Origin of the sequence: Maribacter vaceletii (assembly GCF_003634105.1) — a bacterium.
In the GTDB taxonomy this organism is placed as follows: Bacteria; Bacteroidota; Bacteroidia; order Flavobacteriales; family Flavobacteriaceae; genus Maribacter_B; species Maribacter_B vaceletii.
Window position 1 is genome coordinate 65,827 of the sequence record NZ_RBIQ01000008.1, and the last position, 17,575, is coordinate 83,401.

Sequence of the window (17,575 nt, forward strand, 5' to 3'; positions counted from 1 at the left end):
TAAGAACTGAAAGTTGTTTTTGCTATTACCGACTAGTTTTAAAATATAATAAAGGATGAAATTAGATATTTTAGTTTTTGGAGCACACCCAGATGATGCAGAGCTAGGGGCAGGGGGTACTATAGCAAAGGCAATTGCTAATGGAAAAAAAGTTGGCATTGTAGATCTAACAAGAGGAGAGTTGGGAACAAGAGGTTCTGCTGAAATAAGAGATAAAGAAGCTGCTAAGGCTGGAGAAATTTTAGGTGTTGCAGTTCGTGTTAATTTAGGTTTTGCTGATGGGTTTTTTGTGAATGACAAAGAGCATCAATTACAAATAATAGAACAAATTAGAAGGTATAGCCCAGAAATTGTTTTATGTAATGCTGTAGATGATAGGCATATAGATCATGGCAAAGGGAGTAAATTAGTAAGTGATGCTTGTTTTTTAAGTGGTTTAGTAAAAATTGAAACAAAAATAGAAGGTAAAATACAAGAACCTTGGAGGCCAAAAAATGTATATCATTATATACAATGGAAAAGCTTAACTCCAGATTTTGCTGTAGATATTACTGGCTTTGTAGATATTAAAATGGAATCTATAAAAGCTTATGCTTCGCAATTTTATGATCCAAATAGTGAAGAGCCAGAGACCCCAATAACAAGCAAGAATTTTTTTGATAGTGTAGATTATAGAGCAAGAGATTTAGGAAGACTAATAGGTGTTAACCATGCAGAAGGTTTTACAGTAGAAAGAGTAATAGGGGTAGATAATTTAGATGCTATTTTTTAAGCAATTTGTTTATATTCTTTTTTTGTTTTAGGTACTGTAAAATAAAAGCAAGATCCTTTTCCTAAGGTACTTGTTACCCAAATTTTACCGCCATTTTTTTCTACCATTTCTTTACATAAAGAAAGGCCTAATCCCGTACCTTTTTCATTATTGGTACCATAAGTAGTAACATTAGAATTTTTGTTAAAAATTGCGTCCTGCATATCAACACTCATACCAACACCAGTATCTTTAACAAAAATTTCCCACGAATTACGTTTTTGCATATGCCCTACAGTTATAGTCCCCTTCTCTGGAGTAAATTTAAGAGCGTTACTTATTAAATTTCTAATAACTATGTCTATTTGGTTTTTATCTGCCCAAGAATAGGTTTTAGGTGGTAATTGGTTAATTAATTTTATAGTTTTTGCATGTGCAGTTTCTGATAGTAAATTAATGTTTTCGGACACTAAATTTTCTAAACATATTTCTGAAGGCTTTAATATTGCACCGTTCATTTGAGATTGCCCCCATGAAAGCAAGTTGTTTAGAGTAAAAGATATATGGTCTATATCTAACTTTAATTTTGGAACAAAACCTAAAAACTCTTCTTGGCCTATTTCTCCATCTTTAAATAGTTTTAATAGCCCTTGAAAGGCACCAATGGGCCCTCTTAAATCGTGCCCTATTATTGAAAATAGCTTGTCTTTTGTAGAATTTATTTCTCGTAAATTAATTTCTTTTTTCTCTAAATCTTTCTTTTTTGTGTTTAGTTCTAAATTTAAATTCTTTTGTATTTTTTCATTCCTTTTAATAATAAAAGTTATTATAATAAAAATTAGAAGTATGGATAAAGCATAGTAAACATAATTTTTTTGCTTTGCAATGGCTTTTTCACTGGAAAGTATTAATTCTTCTTTTTGTCTTTCGTGCTCAATTTTTGTTTTGAGCATTGTTAAACTTGTTTGGTTTTCATTTCTTGATAATGTGTCCGATATTTTTTGATAAAGTTCATGATATGTTAAAGCCTGAGCATAATCTTTTTTATTTTTATTTATCTTATATAATATTTTTGCGCATTCTTGTATTCCCTCTTTAAATTGTAGTTGGTTTGATAATTTAAAAGCATTTTGCGCATAAACTTGAGATGTGCTATCCTTTTGTTGCCCTAGGTAAGCTTCAGACATGCCATTTAAGAGACTTATTTTTCCTCTAACATCTTGTAGTGATTTATGAAGCATTTCACTTTGCTTATACCAATAAAGAGCCCATTTGTATTTATTTTGTTTTAAATAAATTTTGCCCTTTATTTCATACGCATAGGCAAGCCAATCCATAATTTTCCTTTTCTCAAATATTGCAACACTTTGGTTTATATTAAACATTGCATATTCTAGTTCTCCCATATCTGCATAAGCAGAAGCCATATTACTCATTGTTTCGGCAGAGAAAACCGGATTTTTTAACTCCTCATTTATTTTTTTTACTTTTTTAAAGAAAAATAAACCTTGCATATAATCTTTTTGACTTATATAAAGATTAGCTATATTTTCATTTATTATAGATAACATTTTTTTGTTATCAGTAGTAGTTGCTAATTCTTCTGCTTCTAAATATCCACTAAGTGCCATTGCATAATCCCCTAAATAGGTGTATTCACCAGAAAGATTATTTTGAGAACGTATAATTTTTTTAGAATCTTCTATTTCTTTTGAAACGTTTAAAGCCTTTTTAAAATACGAAATACCTTTTTTATGAGAACCTTGGTCAGAATAATATATTCCTAAAGAAATTAAAGCGTTAATTTTTCCAGAATTATAATTTGCTTCATTACTATACTTTAATGCAGTTTTAGATATATGTAATAAACTATCTGTATTATAGTAGCGTAGTTCACTTCCTAATTTATTTAATAAAGAAATGTATAAAGTGTCTTTTGTACTAAAATCACTTTTTAATTCTGAAGCATATATTACTTTTTCTAGACTATCACGAACTGTTTGTTGTGCGCTTCCAGTTAGAATAAATAAGAATAGTACCGTAAATATAATTTTACGGATTACTCGTTGGGGAAAACTGTTCTTTAATTGAGTACAGTTTTTAGTCATGGTTTCTTAATATATTAAGAAAATAAAATTACCTTGATACACAGTAGTTTGCTAATAAATGTTGTGAAACACTATATTTTGTGTGTTTTATCATGTAAAACGTGCGTTTCGTCGATGTTTTGAAGATTTGTAATGTTCTTAAACGTTTATTCCTTTTTATAATTAGGAATGCTAAAAGCAAAAGTACTACCCTTATTTTCTTTGCTTTTAACCCATATTTTTCCATGGTTTAATTCTATCATTTCTTTACATAAGGATAAACCTAAACCTGTCCCTTTTTCATTAGATGTGCCATAAGTGGAAAAATGTTTACGTTCGTTAAAAAGCTTATTAATGTCTTCTTTTTTTATCCCTTTACCGGTATCCGTAATATAGATTTGAACTTCTTTATTTGTATGTGCTGTGCTAATTTTAATTGAACCACCTATTGGAGTAAATTTAATAGCATTATTTAATATATTTCTAAAAACTAGGTCTATGTGATCCTCATCTGCAAAAGCATTACTGTTTTTTGGTAATTCTATGGAAACATTTAATTCTTTTTTGTTAATTCTATCAGAAAATAATTTTACATTATTATCTGCAATTTCATTTAAATTTATTTTTTTTGAAAAAACTTTAGAACCTTGCATTTGTGTATGCCCCCAAGTTAATAGATTGTTTAATGTAAAATGAATATGTTCTACATCATTTTTTAGCTTAGGTATAAAACGTTTAATTACAGTTTCTTCTTCAGTTGCTTCTAGTAATTGTTTTAAGGATGTTATAGGTCCTCTTAAATCATGACCTATAATAGAGAATAATTTATCTTTAGTTGTATTAATTTTTTTTAATTCTTGCTCATTAAATGCTAAGATTTCATTTTTTACTTTTAGAGCTTCACTTAATTTTTTTTGAGTAGTTAAATTTTTAATAATTAATGATGCTATAACAAATAAAATAAATAACGTAATTAATGAGAAATAGAGTAAATTCTTTTGCTTATTGACTTTAGTTTTGTTCTCATTAATTAATTTTCGCTGTTCCTTTTTATGTTGGTTTTCAATATCTAGTAACGCAATACCTATTACTTGCTCATTTTTAGAAAGAGAATCAGACATTTTTTTAAAAAGACGATGATATTTTAAAGCATTAGTGTCATCATTTAATTTTTCATATATCAATGACAAATTCTCAGCTGATTTAGATATCCCTATTGGATATCTTATTTCTTCGGCTAAATTACAGGCTTTAATAGCAAATTCTTTTCCTAGTGCAATATTGTTTTTTTCTATATATAACTTTGCCATAGAATTATATAAATCCATAACACCAATGTCATAATTTGTAGAAAGTTGAATAGGTTCACTTTTTTTATACCAAATTAAAGCATCATCATATTTTTTTTCATTTAAAAGAATATCCCCTTTAAGCATAAAGGCATAACCTAACCATTCGTATAAATCATTATCCTCTACAATTTTTATCCCTTTGTTAATAGAAGTAGTAGCTTGGCCTAATTTATTTAACCCAATATATGCTCTAGTCATATTACACATGGTTATACCTATTGAAGTAGAATCATTTATTTTAGTAGCTAAAACATTTGCTTTATTAAAATATTTAAGGGCTCTACGGTATAGTTTTTTGTGACTATACGTGACGGCTATATTTTGATATATAGTAAGTAAGTATTGTTTATTCTCAATTTTTTCTGCTAATATTTTTCCTTTTAAATATTCTTTTAATGCTTTAGAGCTGTCTCCAGTATGGTCATATTCAATTGCTAAATGATTACTTATTTCTAATAAAAGGCTTGTATCTTTAGTTTTTAAAGCAATTTTTTTTGCATTTTTTAAATATTTAAAGACTAATGTATCTTTTCCTTTTTCTAAATAATAGTTACTTAAACCTATGTATGCAAACCCTTTTCCTTTATCATAATTAATAGAATTGCTATATTCTAAAATGCTATTAGATAAGGTTAGCAAGGTATCTGATGTAGAATACGTATATTCAATTGCTAGCTTATTTAATAAGTTAATATAAACAGTATCCTTTACAGTAAAATCTTTTTTGTTCTCTTGTTCTTTAATTAAGTTTAATAAACTATCTTTTTTTATATTATTTATTTGAGAATAAATACTGGAAGTATTAAAAATAAAAAACCAAAAAAATATTTTTATGTAAAGGAGCGACTTAAGAAAATCTTTTAAGTTATTCATTATTAGAATTTTATGTAATTTTAAAATGATTCAATAAATGCTCCTATAGTATTCACTTATAATATATAGTTATATACCTAACAAGTTAACAATATTAATTAATTATTACTAGTGCTTTTTCTCATTTTTTTATTTAGTTTATTTTGATAGATTAAATAAAAAAAATTATCTTCGCACTCGCTTACAAATGGTGGTTGTAGCTCAGTTGGTTAGAGCATCGGTTTGTGGTACCGAGGGTCGCGGGTTCGAATCCCGTCTTCCACCCTAAAAGCAAAAGCCTTATCTTTTTTGATAAGGCTTTTTTAGTACTATAATCTTAAGTTTATTTAGTTGTACTATCTACTACTAAACGTTTATCTCTATTGGCTACTTCCCAAGCAGTATAAAAAATTAATCTAGTTCTATTCTCTAATAAATCATAATTAATTTTGTCAGGAGTATCGGTTGGTCTATGATAATCATCATGTGTACCATTAAAATAAAAAATAATTGGAATATTATTTTTTGCAAAATTATAATGATCACTTCGGTAGTAAAAACGATTTGGGTCATTTTCATCATTATAAGTATAATCTAATTCAATATTAGTGTACTTTTTGTTTACTTCTTCAGAAAGGTTGTGTAAATCGATACTTAACTTGTCCGACCCAATTAGATAAATATAATTTCTGTCCCCCTCTCTTTTAGGGTCTATTCTACCAATCATATCTACATTTAGGTTGGCTACAGTATTTTCTAAGGGAAAAATAGGATCAAAATCTGCATAATATTGTGACCCTAATAACCCTTTTTCTTCACCTGTAACATGTAAGAAAACAATAGATCTTTTTGGACCTTGTCCTAATTTTTCTGCTTTTTTAAATGCTTCTGCTATTTCTAGGAGTGCTACAGTACCAGAACCATCATCATCTGCACCATTATTAATTTCCCCTTCTGGGGTTACGCCAATATGATCTAAATGAGAAGAAATAACAATATATTCTTCTGGTTTTTCAGAACCTTTTAATATTGCAACCACATTTTCAGAATTTAGCGTATTATCTGTACTTGCAACTTCTATTGATAGTGGTTTTTCCAAAATTTTAGGCACATTATTGGTGTCTATTTCTGGATAAATATTTTTTGCTAAAAAAGTATCAATAAACAAACTAGCAAATTGTTTTTTAGTTTTATCTATTACTTCCATGCGTCCACTATTGTTTTCTTTCATGAAATTAAATCTGCTTTTAAATCTATTATAGCTAGTGGAATCATAATAAAGAACCCCTTTGGCTCCTTTATCTAGAGCTATCTTTATTTTTTTGCCTATGGCTTCAGAGGCATTACTCCAGATAGATTTTTCTTTAGATCCTGATATAATATAATTATCATTATCATCTATTGGTTCTCCAGATTTTAATAAAACAATTTTGTCTGTTACATCAATATCTTTATAGTCTGAATAATTATCTACTTCTATGCCAAAACCAACATAAGATATAGAGTTAAAATTTAAATTTGCAGCATTAAAGGTAAGAACGTGTTCGCCTACATTGTAGTCTTTATTGTTAAAAACAATTTTTCCAGATGGTACATTATTAAGTTTTAAGGGAACATTTTGAAAATAATCTCCATCTTTTTTGGCAGCAGGTATACCAAGTTTTTCATATTCTTTTTTAATATATTCTACTGCTTTTTTTTGTCCAGGTTGCCCTGTTTCTCTCCCTTCGTATTCGTCCGAAGCGTAAACGTATAAATGCTCTTTTAATTCATCCTCGGTAATAGAACTAGCAATAGTAGTTACATCTATTTCTTTTACGGATTTAGGTTCTTCTGTGACAGTTTTTTGCGATGTATTGCAAGCAAAAAAGAGCCCCATTGTAGAAAAAAGTATTTTTTTCATATAGCTATTAAGTTGTAAATTATGTTTTACAAAAATACTTAAAAGTTTATGAATTTTTTTGATTCTATTTATTAGCTATTTTTAATCTACTAATGATTTAGCTTTTGCTCTTGTTTTTCTATGTTCAATTTTTTTAGCTAACCAATCTGGATAATTTGTAGAATCTTCTGCCTCTAAAATAGTTAACTCCTGTCCTGGTTGTGGTTCTCTTAAACTGTCTGCTTCACAATTTAGAATAATACTAGCAGTTTCTACTCCAGAATGCGCCGCCCCAGCTACACCGTGTGATAAAATACTAGCACCACATAAGTATAGGTTTTCTATCTCACTTTTAGGTTTATAAGAAAATGGACCAATGTGCATTAAACTTTTTTCCGTACCATAGACATTTCCTCTAGTACTATTTACATAATACTCATTTGTAATAGGTGTACCTAGGTCTTGGTGAATAATATGTTCTCTAATATTTGGAATAGCCTTTTCCAATCCATTAAGCATCTTTTGGGTTAATTTCTCTTTAAACTCTAAATATGCTTTTGAACGTTCTTCATTTTCATTCTCAAATTCTTTAAAAGAGTCATAATTTATATAAGTAATAACTTCTAAAGAATGTTCTTTTCCGTTATAACTAGATGGGTCTTTAAGTGTTGTACAGCTTATAAACATACCTTCAAAAGCATCATCCTTTAAAATATCTTCCTTCATTAAGCCATCATAAAATTCATCGGCATCTTTATCTGGCATTAGCCAAATATTACCAGAGTCTAGACCTGCTTTTTTTACATCTAAATCTACCGTTAAGAAGAGCATTAAAGATGTACAGGAATATTTAGTTTTACTAAGCTTCTTTAAAAGTTTTTTACTTAATTTTTCTTCCCCAATAAGTTTTAAATAGGTGATTCCTGGGTCTGCATTAGAAATAATATTCTTTGCATATAGTTTTTCTCCATTTTCTAATTCTACACCTACCGCTTTTTTAATTTTAGAGTTTTCTTCTAATATAATTTTTTTAACGCCTGTGCTAGTACGAATTTTACCGTTATGTTTTTTTAAAGCATTTGTTTTGGCTTTTATTAGCGCACCACCACCACCCATAGGGTAGTAACTACCATTAAAATAATGACTCATTAATGCACAATGAAGCGGAAAAGCTGCTTTTCTTGGTTGTAGCCCGTGGTCTCCACATTGCACGTTAAGTATGTTTTTTAGAAGTGGATCCTTAATATGCCAGTTTATTACACGTTTAAGACTAAATAAACCATATTTACCCATATGACGTGTACGATATGGAGTAGTTAATTTTTGCCAAAAACCTTTAATATATGGAAGAGAATATATTTGCGTACTTACATTTTTTACTAAAGTTAAATATTTTTCAATATTCTTTTTTTCTTGCGGGAAACGTTTCGCTAATCGTTCTTTTAATTCTTCTAGGTTAGAAGGGTAGTCAAATTTTTCATCTCCTATCCAACAGTGTTCATAGGCATCAGGATTCATTCTAAAAAAAACAAGATCGTTTGCTATGCCCAAACCTTTATATAAATCACTTGTAGATTCTCCTTCTCCTAATAAACCAATATAATGTACTCCAGGAGTAAACCTATGGCCATTTAAATAAAAACTATGACACCAACCACCAGGAACGTCATGTTTTTCTAAAACTAAAACTTTTAGTCCTTCTCTAGACAAACATATAGCAGCTGCTAAACCACCTGCTCCAGAACCAATAATAATTGTATCCCAGTCTTGTTGCTTTTTTTCCAAATTATTTTTTTAGAGCTTCTTTAATTGCTTCTTCTACTAAAGGTTCCATAACCGCATAACCTTCTGCAGTTGGGTGTACCTCATCTTTTGCATATTTTTTAGGTAAACCTTTTCTATCATCAACCATAGCAGAAAAATAATCTAAATAAATACAGTCATTTTCAAGTGCATATTCTTCTATCATTTTATTTAACGAAACAATTTTATTTGCAGGTTTTATTTCTGGACTCCAAGGATATTTATAAGCTGGTAGTGTAGAAGATAGAATTACTTTAATGTTATTTTCTTTTGCAATTTCGGCCATTCCCTTAATATTATTAACAATCATATTCAGAGTAGATGGGCCTGTATTACCTGCAATATCATTTGTGCCAGCTAATAGAACAACAATTTTTGGTTGTAATTCTACAACATCTTGTCTAAATCGAACTAACATTTGCGGTGTAGTTTGCCCGCTAATTCCTCTATTTATGTATGGTTTGCCTTTAAAAAAATCTGGTCTTTTGTGTAGCCAACCAATAGTAATGGAATTTCCCATAAATACTACTCTGTCCTCATTTTCTAAAGGAGCTTTAATAGCTTTATTTTCTTTTTGAAAATGTTTTAAATTTGGCCAATCTTCCGTTTGTGCTTTTGCCTTATTTATACCTAAGAATGCTAACATAATTACGATAAGAATTTTGGAATTTTTCATGATTCTAAAGCTTTTATTTCCTCTTTGTTTAAGTTTAAATCTGTTTTTATTTTATTTAAAGAAGGTTTTTGAGAGAATAAATAAGCAATTAAGGAAACAGCAATTACAAGAGGCAAAGCATTTGATGTGGTATAAAAAGCAAACAATGCAAAAATTGCAGGAAGCTCAATAATCATAAACTTTACATGAGATGCCGATTTATATTTTTTTAACTTTTCTTCTAAAGATAAGTTAGATGTAATTTTTGACAACATTTTTTTTGATAAAAACTGACTGCCAAAATAACCAATAATAGCAATAATAGGGACAGCATATAAAAATGGGTTATTAGAGTCTGGTTGGGCTGTTATTTCTGAATTTTGCATATAAGCTATTACTGCAAAAAGTACTAGACCCAATACTAAAGAAAGGTGAAGAAATTTTAAGGTTTTTAAAAAGGCTTTTGGTTGCATATTTATTTATAATAAAATAATTAAACCCCTAAGATAGCTTATAAATACTTATAAATAAAAATAGCCTTACAGGTATGTATTTCTGCAAGGCTATTTTAGATTTAATAACTTAATTTAAATATTTTCTTTAGAAGTATCCGTTAGACTTTTCATAAAAAGAATAAGGTCTTCCTTTTCTGTTTTGGATAAATTTAGCGGGGTAGGAGGTAGTGTTTGTAATTCTAAGTCTATTCCTATTCCTGCACCACCACCACGATTATAAAAATCTACAACTTCCTCTAAAGTAGTGTAAACACCATTATGCATATAAGGTGCTGTAAGTTCAATGTTTCTAACTGTAGGAGTTTTAAAAAAGTGTTTTCTTTCTTCAGTTTTAAAGACGTTATACCTTCCTAAATCTGCGTCTACTATAGCATTAATTGTGTCGTTTTTAGTAGGCACCCCTAATAATTCTATTTCTGTATCCTTATATAATGTTGGCAATGTACCATTAAAAACAGGAGCAAAATGGCAAGTTGCACACTTAGCTTTACCCATAAATAAATTAAAACCATTAATTTCTTTTTTGGTTAAAGAATTTTCTAGGCCACTAATGTTTTTATCAAACTTAGAGTTAAATTTATTTAAGGTTCTAATATATTCAGCAATGGCATTACGTATATTATAGTCAGTTGCCTTACCATTATAAATGCTATCAAAACGAGATTTATAATCAGAACTTGTATTTACAGCTTTTTGTAATGTTTCTAAATTTGTATGAAATTCTGTTTCATTATTTACAACAGATACTATTTGGCCTTCTAAACTTCCTGCACTATTATCATAAAAAAAACTTTGTTGAAGCGATGCATATGTTAACGTTGGACTATTTCTTAATTGTCCTTTAGGTTTTTTAAGACCATCTGTAAAAGCTTTTTCTTTGTTATGACATGTAGCACAACTCATAGAGTTATTTATAGATAAACTTTTATCATTGAATAAATCACGTCCTAAAGCAATAACTTCTTTAGAAAATCCTTTGTTTTTTATATCTGAATAATATTCTGTGTTGAATGTTTTATCAGAAAATAGGGAAGGAGCATCATTATTAAGGGCCAAAGTAAATGGAAATTTAGTATTCCAGTCTACTACAGTTTCATTAAATAAACGTAATTGTTTGTGCGTGTGATTTTTAATAAAACTATACCTGTTAAATGAATTAAAGTCTTTAGTATCTAGGCTTTTTATAGTAGATTCAATTTCAGAAACCCAGTTATTATAAAGCTCTTTATTTTCAAATACTGTTTCTAAAATCTTTATATAATCATTTAAAGTACTGTATACTTCTTGTGCTTCTGCTAAAGATTGCTCTAAGACAGGGGAATCAAACCCTGTAATTCCTGTTTGCGAAACTCTTAGTATAGCATCTCTAAGTAACCAAAGAACATGGTGTTCTTTAAAGTACTCTATTTTGGTGTTTTTTTCAATTAGTTTTAATCTATGGTATATAAGTTTAGCGGTTTCTTGTACTTTTTTAATGTCTAAAGACTCCACTGTATATATAGATTCCTCTAATACTTGAAAGCTTTTAGGATACATTACTTTAATATTAGTAGCATCTTCTTCTTCTACTTTTAAAATATTTGGTGCGTTTAAAAACTTATAATTTTCTGCATCAACAAACGCCATCATTGGTTCTACTTGTTTAAATACTTTTCTAGCATTTAAATAATATTTTTCAAAATCTTTTTTAGAATTACTTTTAGATAAACTGTCTAAATACGATTGGCACGTAATAAGTTTACCTGTATAGTTTTTTTGAAGTTTTTGCCCTATGTTTAGACGAACCTCTTTAGTGTCTTTTTTTACCTGATTACATGAAATAATAGATAAAGCAAAGAGGCTTATGTAAACATAAACCCCTTTTTTTAATTGTTTTTTTAAATGCTTAATCATTCAAAAATTATTAGTTAGATAAACCTTTAAGAACAAATAACTGACTACCTTCTTTACGGCTATCTGCTTGTGAATTAGCTAAAGGATCTGTAAAAGCAGAACCATCTGCAGGCTCCCAGCCATGGTTTTGAGTAATCATAATAAATGTACCTTCCATGCCTAAAGTTTCAGAAACATCAATCATACCTGTAATTTCCCAATTTCTTTCTGTGTTACCTACACCAGCAGCTGCAGCAGCAACTTGATCACACTCTAATACCGTTTTTAATTCTCCTGTATTTAAATTGTATTGGTATAATTGAGCATAGTGCGCTTTATCTGCAGTATCAGGATATCCATTAGGATCTTCTTGAATGTATGCATAGTTTTTAGTAACTACAATGTTATCAGGACTATGGAAAGCTTTTGCTTTACCATCTAATTTATCTCCATCTAAAACACAAGAAATAGTTGCTTTTGTAGGCTCTTCTTTATCTAAAACTACTTTGTATATTCTACCGTAAGTAGAACCTTTACCAACAAGACCATCTTTTTTTCTACCAGTAACAGTAATATATAATTCTCTTTGGTTAGCAGCAATACCTCTTCTCCAGTCAATATCTTCTAATCTAGAGAATCCCATAGCACCTTTTTCTTTAGCTTCAGCATCTAAAAGGTCAATACTTCTTTCTTCCATTTCAATGAATTCAGCTTCGTAAGTCTCTCCTTCAGCCATATCCATTTCATATGCTACACCTTCAGTAGTTACTTTTAAAGTATATAATTTTCCATTGTTAAGATCTCCTTGATCTGCAACATACATACCTAACTGTCCTGAAGGAACTTCATTATCAGAATGGTCATCACCAATAAAAATAACTGTTTTTCCAGGGAAAGCATCTTTTCCAATTGCAACAGCATTTTCAGTAGACCATTCTCCTAAAGCAGATAATGTAGTAGCTACAGATGCATTAGAAGTACTCTTGTAAGGATCTACAGCAAAAACTGCTTTAGAAGATCCACCCCATTCACCACCAGATAAATAAGTTGGTCCAAAACCGTGCTCTTCTGGCGTAATTAAAGAACCAGAACATTGTGCAGTATAAGCTGTAGCTTCAGCATTAAGAATATATTCTCCTTTAACTGGCTTAAAAGTTTCATCAAAAGTTACTCTAGCAATAGAATAATCTGCTTCAATGTTATTAATTAAGGTAAAAGTTCCGTCAGCTTCTTTTAAAAGACCAGCGCCATCCGCCATAGATCCATAAACAAAGTTTGGAGAATCTTGTAATACATCTGGAGAACTTAATAAAGAGTATATTTTTAAATCATTAAATTCTGGAGCAACTTTAAAGTAAGCAGGAACAGTAGAGTGGTTTTTTAAAGTTACACCTTCTTTAGGTTCACCGTTTCCGCCTCCAGTAAAATCGTCTAATTTGTCACAAGAAGTAGCCGAAACTAAACCTGCTAAAAGCAATACACTTGTAAATTTTTTCATTTTCTTTAATGTGTTTGTTATGGGTTATATATTCTGGTGTAAAATTAGAAGCAATGGTTTAAGATAGTTTTAACTGAATATTTTGTTTTGTTGTTTTTAATGTTAGGATTATTATTATATTGTTATTAATTATAATGATTCTAAATTGATTGCTTTGTATTTGTAACTGTTTGATTTTCATTAATTTAAAATATGTGGTTAATCTTGTAACTTTAAGTTGTATTTTGTGTTGTTATTCTTAATGTTCGTAGTTAAGTGTCTAGTAGTAGGTATGTTTAAAGACCTATTTTTATTTGTGCAGGTAGTTTTAATAGTTACGTTTTTTTCTAAAAACAATCCTTAATTTTAGGTTATTCAATTTTTAAAATTTAAACTTTGAATAACCTAAAATTAAGGATAGGTTTATCTAGTTGGTCTTGTTTAATACTAATTTTCCTGAATTATTTAGAGAACCAAAAACAACAAAATGAAAACCACCTCACAGTTAAGAAAATTACTATTACTATTAAGCATTTTTACAATACTATTTTCTTGTAGTAAAAATGATTCTGAAGAAAAAGATGAAGAAATAATAAAAGAAAAATCTACTAAGGAAGAAGAAGAGGAAATTGTAGAACAAGTAGCTACATTAAATATTATCGAATCAATTAGTGCTACAGAAGACTTATCATTATTTAAAGCTGCAATTGTAAAAGCTGGCCTAGAAAGTGAATTTTCTGTTGCTGGCCCATTAACTTTATTTGCGCCTACTAATACTGCAATAGAGGAGTTGTTTACATTACTAGGAAATGATTATAATAGTTTTGATGATTTTAATAATTTTATTGAAATTGAATTACTTAAACGTATCATATTATATCATGGTATAGAAAAACAATTGAATTCAGATGCATTATCAGAAGAAACAATAGAAACATTATTAGATGGTGATAGTATTAAAATTATAGCTTCTGGTGAAACATTTGTTATTGGTGATGCATCTGAGGTAGATGCTAATTTATTAGAAATAGATACTAAAGCAACTAACGGTATAATACACACTATAGATAAAATTTTAATTCCAGCAGAGGTACAAGAGTTTTTAAACAATACAAATGCAACTAATGATAAAACAATATCTAAATTAGTACAGGAAAATCAAGATTTTTCACTTTTAAAAGATGCTTTAGAAATTACAGGATTGTTAGATACTTTAAATGAAGACGGACCTTATACGGTTTTTGCTCCTACAAATGATTCATTTGGAGGTATATATGCTCTTTTAGGAGCTGGAATTACTTCTTTAGAAGATATAGATACTGCGTTTGAAATAGATTTACTGCGTGATGTATTATCTTATCATGTATTTGAAGGGGTTATAAAATTTTCTGATATTACTGAAGGGGAAATCGAAACTTTATCTGGAGATAATAAAATAAAAATTTCTTCTATAGATAATGGATACGAATTAGTAGATGCAACTACTTTAGGAGCAAATTTTGTTTTAATAGATATACCAGCAAAAAATGGAATAATACATACTATAGATAGAGTTTTGTTACCACAATCTGTGATAGATGGTTTAAGTAGCGAAGCCAGTAAAGTATTTGCTGCAGCTTTAAAAAATTTGGATAATTGTAACATAGCGCATAACCTATTTAAAACATTGCAAAGTAGTCTTGGAGGTTTCTTAGATAAAGAATTTACTTTTTTTATACCTTCTGATGCAGCATTTATGAAACTTATACAAGAAAAAGGGTATACTTCATTAGAAGAATTTAATACAGCTGAAGATTTAGAAATGTTAAAAAAGATTTTTAAATACCATTGTGTAGAAACAGGAAAGTTAATGTCATCTAGCATAATAAATAATGAAAGTCTAGATACAGCGCAAGGGGAAAAAATTACTCTTTTAGTTAATGATAATGGTATTTATATTAAAGATAAAACAGATGCTTTAGCAAAGATTTCTAAATCTAATAAAGAGGTTTTAAGAGGAGTAATACATGTTATAGATAAGGTATTAGTTCCAGAAGAGTTAATAGATTTTTTATAGATTAAAATTTTTCAAAAACTCCTAAGCCAAATAAAGCAAAATCATATTTTACGGGGTCTGTAGGGTCTAATTTTCGTAAAGAGGCATCTAATTCTAAAAGTGCTTTTGCATCATTTTGCTTGCGGTTTAAAAGTTTTAACTTTCTAGCAACATTACCAGAATGCACATCTAAGGGGCAAGATAAAGAGGAGGTAGGTATGGTTTTCCAAATACCAAAATCTACTCCGGTAGAAGCGTCTCTCACCATCCAACGTAAAAACATATTTATACGCTTGGCAGCAGAACCTTTTAAAGGGTCAGACACGTGTTTGGTTGTTCTTTTTGGATGTGGAATTTCAAAAAAAACAGATTTAAAACTAGAAATAGCTGGTTGTAAAGAATTTTCGGTGAGGTTGGTTTTAAAAACAGATTCTAACCCTCCGTTATTTTCATAAATATTGCGTAAACTTTTTATAAAGAACTTTGCATCTTCACTATTAAAAGTTCGATGTACAAATGTATTAAAGGCTTTTAAATCTTCTTCTTTATGTTGCATAACAAAATCATGAGGAGAATTTCCCATAATAGTCATCATTTGTTTTGCATTTTTTATAATACTTTTTCTGTTTCCCCAAGCTATTGTTGCGGTTAAAAAAGCACTAATTTCTATATCCTCTTTCTTAGAGAAGGTATGCGGAATTTGTATGGGGTCACTTTCTATAAAATCTGGTCTATTGTATTGTACAACCTTGGCATCTAAAAAATCTTTAAGTTCTTTTTTAGTCATACATTATTTATCTGCATTCCATTCTTGCCATTCTATAGATTCCTCTTTTTGTGTAAAGTTGCCGTCTACCATAACTAATTTTCTATCAGCTAAGTTTGCTAACTCTTCATTATGTGTAACAATAACAAAAGTTTGCCCGTATTTTTCTCTTAATTCAAAGAACAACTTGTGTAAATTATCGGCACTTTCAGAGTCTAAATTACCACTAGGTTCATCTGCAAAAATTATAGAAGGGTTATTAATTAGGGCTCTGGCAACAGCAACACGTTGTTGTTCTCCTCCAGATAATTCATTTGGTTTGTGATTATATCGGTGAGATAACCCTAAAAAGTTTAATAACTCTTTAGCTCTTTTTTCTGCATCTGTTCTATTCGTTTTTTTTATGTATGCAGGAATACAAACATTTTCTAATGCTGTAAATTCTGGTAGTAACTGGTGAAATTGAAAAATAAAACCAATATGTTCATTTCTAAACTTTGCAAGCTCTTGATCCGTTAAATTAGTAACATCTATATTATTAATTAAAAGGCTACTATTTTGTTTATTATATTGCGCATCTAATGTTCCTAATATTTGTAAAAGGGTTGTTTTTCCTGCACCAGATTGTCCTACAATAGATATAACTTCACTTTTTTTTATGTGTAAATCTACTCCTTTTAAAACCTGAAGTTCTCCATAAAATTTTTGAATATTGGAAGCCTTTATCATCTAATTTTTTTTAACGGGATGAAAGTAAACATTAGCACGGACATACCAAAATATAGAGACAATCAATGGGGTTGTCTTTATATATATGCCAGTAAACATACCAAAATACTAGGAATTAATAGAATAGGCATATATTTGCATAATATTAGGTTTAAAAGATAGTATAAAGCATGTCATCATATAAAAATTTAGAAGAATACGATCAAGAAGTTACAAAAGAAGTACAGGAAAAATATACTTCTATTTTAAACGGAATTGGGGAAGATGTTTCTAGAGAAGGTTTAGTAAAAACTCCAGAAAGAGCTGCAAAAGCAATGCAGTTTCTTACGCAAGGGTATGATTTAGACCCTGTGAAAATATTAAAGGGAGCCATGTTTAAAGAGGATTATGATGATATGGTTATTATTAAGGATATAGAATTATATTCTTTATGTGAACACCACATGCTACCTTTTTTTGGAAAAGCGCATATAGCTTATATTCCTAACGGTCATATAGTTGGGTTAAGTAAAATACCAAGAATTGTGGATGTTTTTGCAAGAAGATTACAAGTGCAAGAAAGGCTAACACATGATATATTAGAGTGCATAAATAATACATTAAAACCACAGGGTGTAGCAGTCGTTATTGAAGCTTCTCATATGTGTATGATGATGCGTGGTGTGCAAAAACAAAATTCTGTTACAACTACATCAGGGTTTAGAGGACAGTTTGAAAAACAAGAAACTAGAAATGAGTTTCTTAAGCTTATAAGCTCACATTTGTCATAATTTGGCATCTTTGTTGCTTTAGTAAGTAT

General features: G+C 29.4%; 13 protein-coding genes and 1 tRNA gene. 4 read left to right on the forward strand and 10 right to left on the reverse strand.

Annotation, left to right across the window (positions count from 1 at the left end):
• Positions 1-55 precede the first annotated feature (55 nt).
• Positions 56-772: a bacillithiol biosynthesis deacetylase BshB1 gene (bshB1, locus tag CLV91_RS07760; protein ID WP_121065987.1), complete on the forward strand. Its 717-nt coding sequence runs from the start codon at positions 56-58 to the stop codon at positions 770-772.
• Here bshB1 and CLV91_RS07765 read toward each other — a convergent pair.
• Positions 769-2,859, reverse strand: a complete 2,091-nt coding sequence (locus CLV91_RS07765) for a tetratricopeptide repeat-containing sensor histidine kinase (RefSeq protein ID WP_121065990.1) — start codon at positions 2,857-2,859, stop codon at positions 769-771. The two genes, bshB1 and CLV91_RS07765, sit on opposite strands and share 4 nt — an antisense overlap.
• A 146-nt stretch (positions 2,860-3,005) precedes the next feature.
• Positions 3,006-5,063 carry a tetratricopeptide repeat-containing sensor histidine kinase gene (locus CLV91_RS07770; protein ID WP_121065993.1) on the reverse strand — a complete coding sequence of 686 codons (2,058 nt, stop codon included), beginning with the start codon at positions 5,061-5,063 and terminating at the stop codon, positions 3,006-3,008.
• 189 nt (positions 5,064-5,252) lie between these two features.
• On the opposite strand from CLV91_RS07770, the gene CLV91_RS07775 reads away from it, so the two are divergent.
• Positions 5,253-5,328, forward strand: a tRNA-His gene (locus CLV91_RS07775).
• A gap of 57 nt (positions 5,329-5,385) precedes the next feature.
• Here the strand turns inward: CLV91_RS07775 and CLV91_RS07780 are convergent.
• From CLV91_RS07780 to CLV91_RS07805, 6 genes are all read right to left on the reverse strand, one after another.
• Positions 5,386-6,945, reverse strand: coding sequence for a M28 family metallopeptidase (locus tag CLV91_RS07780; protein ID WP_121065996.1), 1,560 nt, complete (start codon positions 6,943-6,945; stop codon positions 5,386-5,388).
• Positions 6,946-7,026: 81 nt separating this feature from the next.
• Entirely contained in the window at positions 7,027-8,709 is a 1,683-nt protein-coding gene (locus tag CLV91_RS07785; RefSeq protein ID WP_121065999.1) for a phytoene desaturase family protein, read from the reverse strand.
• Position 8,710: 1 nt separating this feature from the next.
• Positions 8,711-9,403 carry an SGNH/GDSL hydrolase family protein gene (locus CLV91_RS07790; RefSeq protein ID WP_121066002.1) on the reverse strand — a complete coding sequence of 231 codons (693 nt, stop codon included), beginning with the start codon at positions 9,401-9,403 and terminating at the stop codon, positions 8,711-8,713.
• Positions 9,400-9,768 carry a hypothetical protein gene (locus tag CLV91_RS07795; RefSeq protein WP_211333201.1) on the reverse strand — a complete coding sequence of 123 codons (369 nt, stop codon included), beginning with the start codon at positions 9,766-9,768 and terminating at the stop codon, positions 9,400-9,402. The genes CLV91_RS07790 and CLV91_RS07795 overlap by 4 nt, the downstream gene beginning before the upstream one ends.
• A 201-nt stretch (positions 9,769-9,969) precedes the next feature.
• The gene (locus CLV91_RS07800; RefSeq protein ID WP_121066007.1) at positions 9,970-11,790 is read right to left on the reverse strand and encodes a cytochrome-c peroxidase; all 1,821 of its coding nucleotides are present in this window, start codon (positions 11,788-11,790) and stop codon (positions 9,970-9,972) included.
• A 10-nt stretch (positions 11,791-11,800) separates the two neighbouring features.
• Positions 11,801-13,267, reverse strand: coding sequence for an alkaline phosphatase PhoX (locus tag CLV91_RS07805; protein ID WP_121066010.1), 1,467 nt, complete (start codon positions 13,265-13,267; stop codon positions 11,801-11,803).
• 466 nt (positions 13,268-13,733) lie between these two features.
• Here CLV91_RS07805 and CLV91_RS07810 point away from each other — a divergent pair, with 466 nt between their 5' ends.
• On the forward strand, positions 13,734-15,302 hold the full coding sequence (locus CLV91_RS07810; RefSeq protein ID WP_121066013.1) for a fasciclin domain-containing protein: 1,569 nt from the start codon (positions 13,734-13,736) through the stop codon (positions 15,300-15,302).
• A gap of 1 nt (position 15,303) precedes the next feature.
• On the opposite strand, the gene CLV91_RS07815 is transcribed toward CLV91_RS07810, so the two are convergent.
• On the reverse strand, positions 15,304-16,068 hold the full coding sequence (locus CLV91_RS07815; RefSeq protein ID WP_121066016.1) for a TIGR02757 family protein: 765 nt from the start codon (positions 16,066-16,068) through the stop codon (positions 15,304-15,306).
• A 3-nt stretch (positions 16,069-16,071) separates the two neighbouring features.
• Positions 16,072-16,776: an ABC transporter ATP-binding protein gene (locus CLV91_RS07820; RefSeq protein WP_121066019.1), complete on the reverse strand. Its 705-nt coding sequence runs from the start codon at positions 16,774-16,776 to the stop codon at positions 16,072-16,074.
• A 170-nt stretch (positions 16,777-16,946) separates the two neighbouring features.
• On the opposite strand from CLV91_RS07820, the gene folE reads away from it, so the two are divergent.
• Positions 16,947-17,546, forward strand: a complete 600-nt coding sequence (gene folE, locus CLV91_RS07825) for a GTP cyclohydrolase I FolE (RefSeq protein WP_121066022.1) — start codon at positions 16,947-16,949, stop codon at positions 17,544-17,546.
• Positions 17,547-17,575: the final 29 nt, after the last annotated feature.

What these genes read in the sequence shown, in the direction of transcription:
- bshB1 (WP_121065987.1), top strand. Translation starts at nt 56, where the DNA reads ATGAAATTAGATATTTTAGTTTTTGGAGCACACCCAGATGATGCAGAG.
- CLV91_RS07765 (WP_121065990.1), bottom strand. Translation starts at nt 2,859, where the DNA reads ATGACTAAAAACTGTACTCAATTAAAGAACAGTTTTCCCCAACGAGTA.
- CLV91_RS07770 (WP_121065993.1), bottom strand. Translation starts at nt 5,063, where the DNA reads ATGAATAACTTAAAAGATTTTCTTAAGTCGCTCCTTTACATAAAAATA.
- CLV91_RS07780 (WP_121065996.1), bottom strand. Translation starts at nt 6,945, where the DNA reads ATGAAAAAAATACTTTTTTCTACAATGGGGCTCTTTTTTGCTTGCAAT.
- CLV91_RS07790 (WP_121066002.1), bottom strand. Translation starts at nt 9,403, where the DNA reads ATGAAAAATTCCAAAATTCTTATCGTAATTATGTTAGCATTCTTAGGT.
- CLV91_RS07795 (WP_211333201.1), bottom strand. Translation starts at nt 9,768, where the DNA reads ATGCAAAATTCAGAAATAACAGCCCAACCAGACTCTAATAACCCATTT.
- CLV91_RS07800 (WP_121066007.1), bottom strand. Translation starts at nt 11,790, where the DNA reads ATGATTAAGCATTTAAAAAAACAATTAAAAAAAGGGGTTTATGTTTAC.
- CLV91_RS07805 (WP_121066010.1), bottom strand. Translation starts at nt 13,267, where the DNA reads ATGAAAAAATTTACAAGTGTATTGCTTTTAGCAGGTTTAGTTTCGGCT.
- CLV91_RS07810 (WP_121066013.1), top strand. Translation starts at nt 13,734, where the DNA reads ATGAAAACCACCTCACAGTTAAGAAAATTACTATTACTATTAAGCATT.
- CLV91_RS07815 (WP_121066016.1), bottom strand. Translation starts at nt 16,068, where the DNA reads ATGACTAAAAAAGAACTTAAAGATTTTTTAGATGCCAAGGTTGTACAA.
- CLV91_RS07820 (WP_121066019.1), bottom strand. Translation starts at nt 16,776, where the DNA reads ATGATAAAGGCTTCCAATATTCAAAAATTTTATGGAGAACTTCAGGTT.
- folE (WP_121066022.1), top strand. Translation starts at nt 16,947, where the DNA reads ATGTCATCATATAAAAATTTAGAAGAATACGATCAAGAAGTTACAAAA.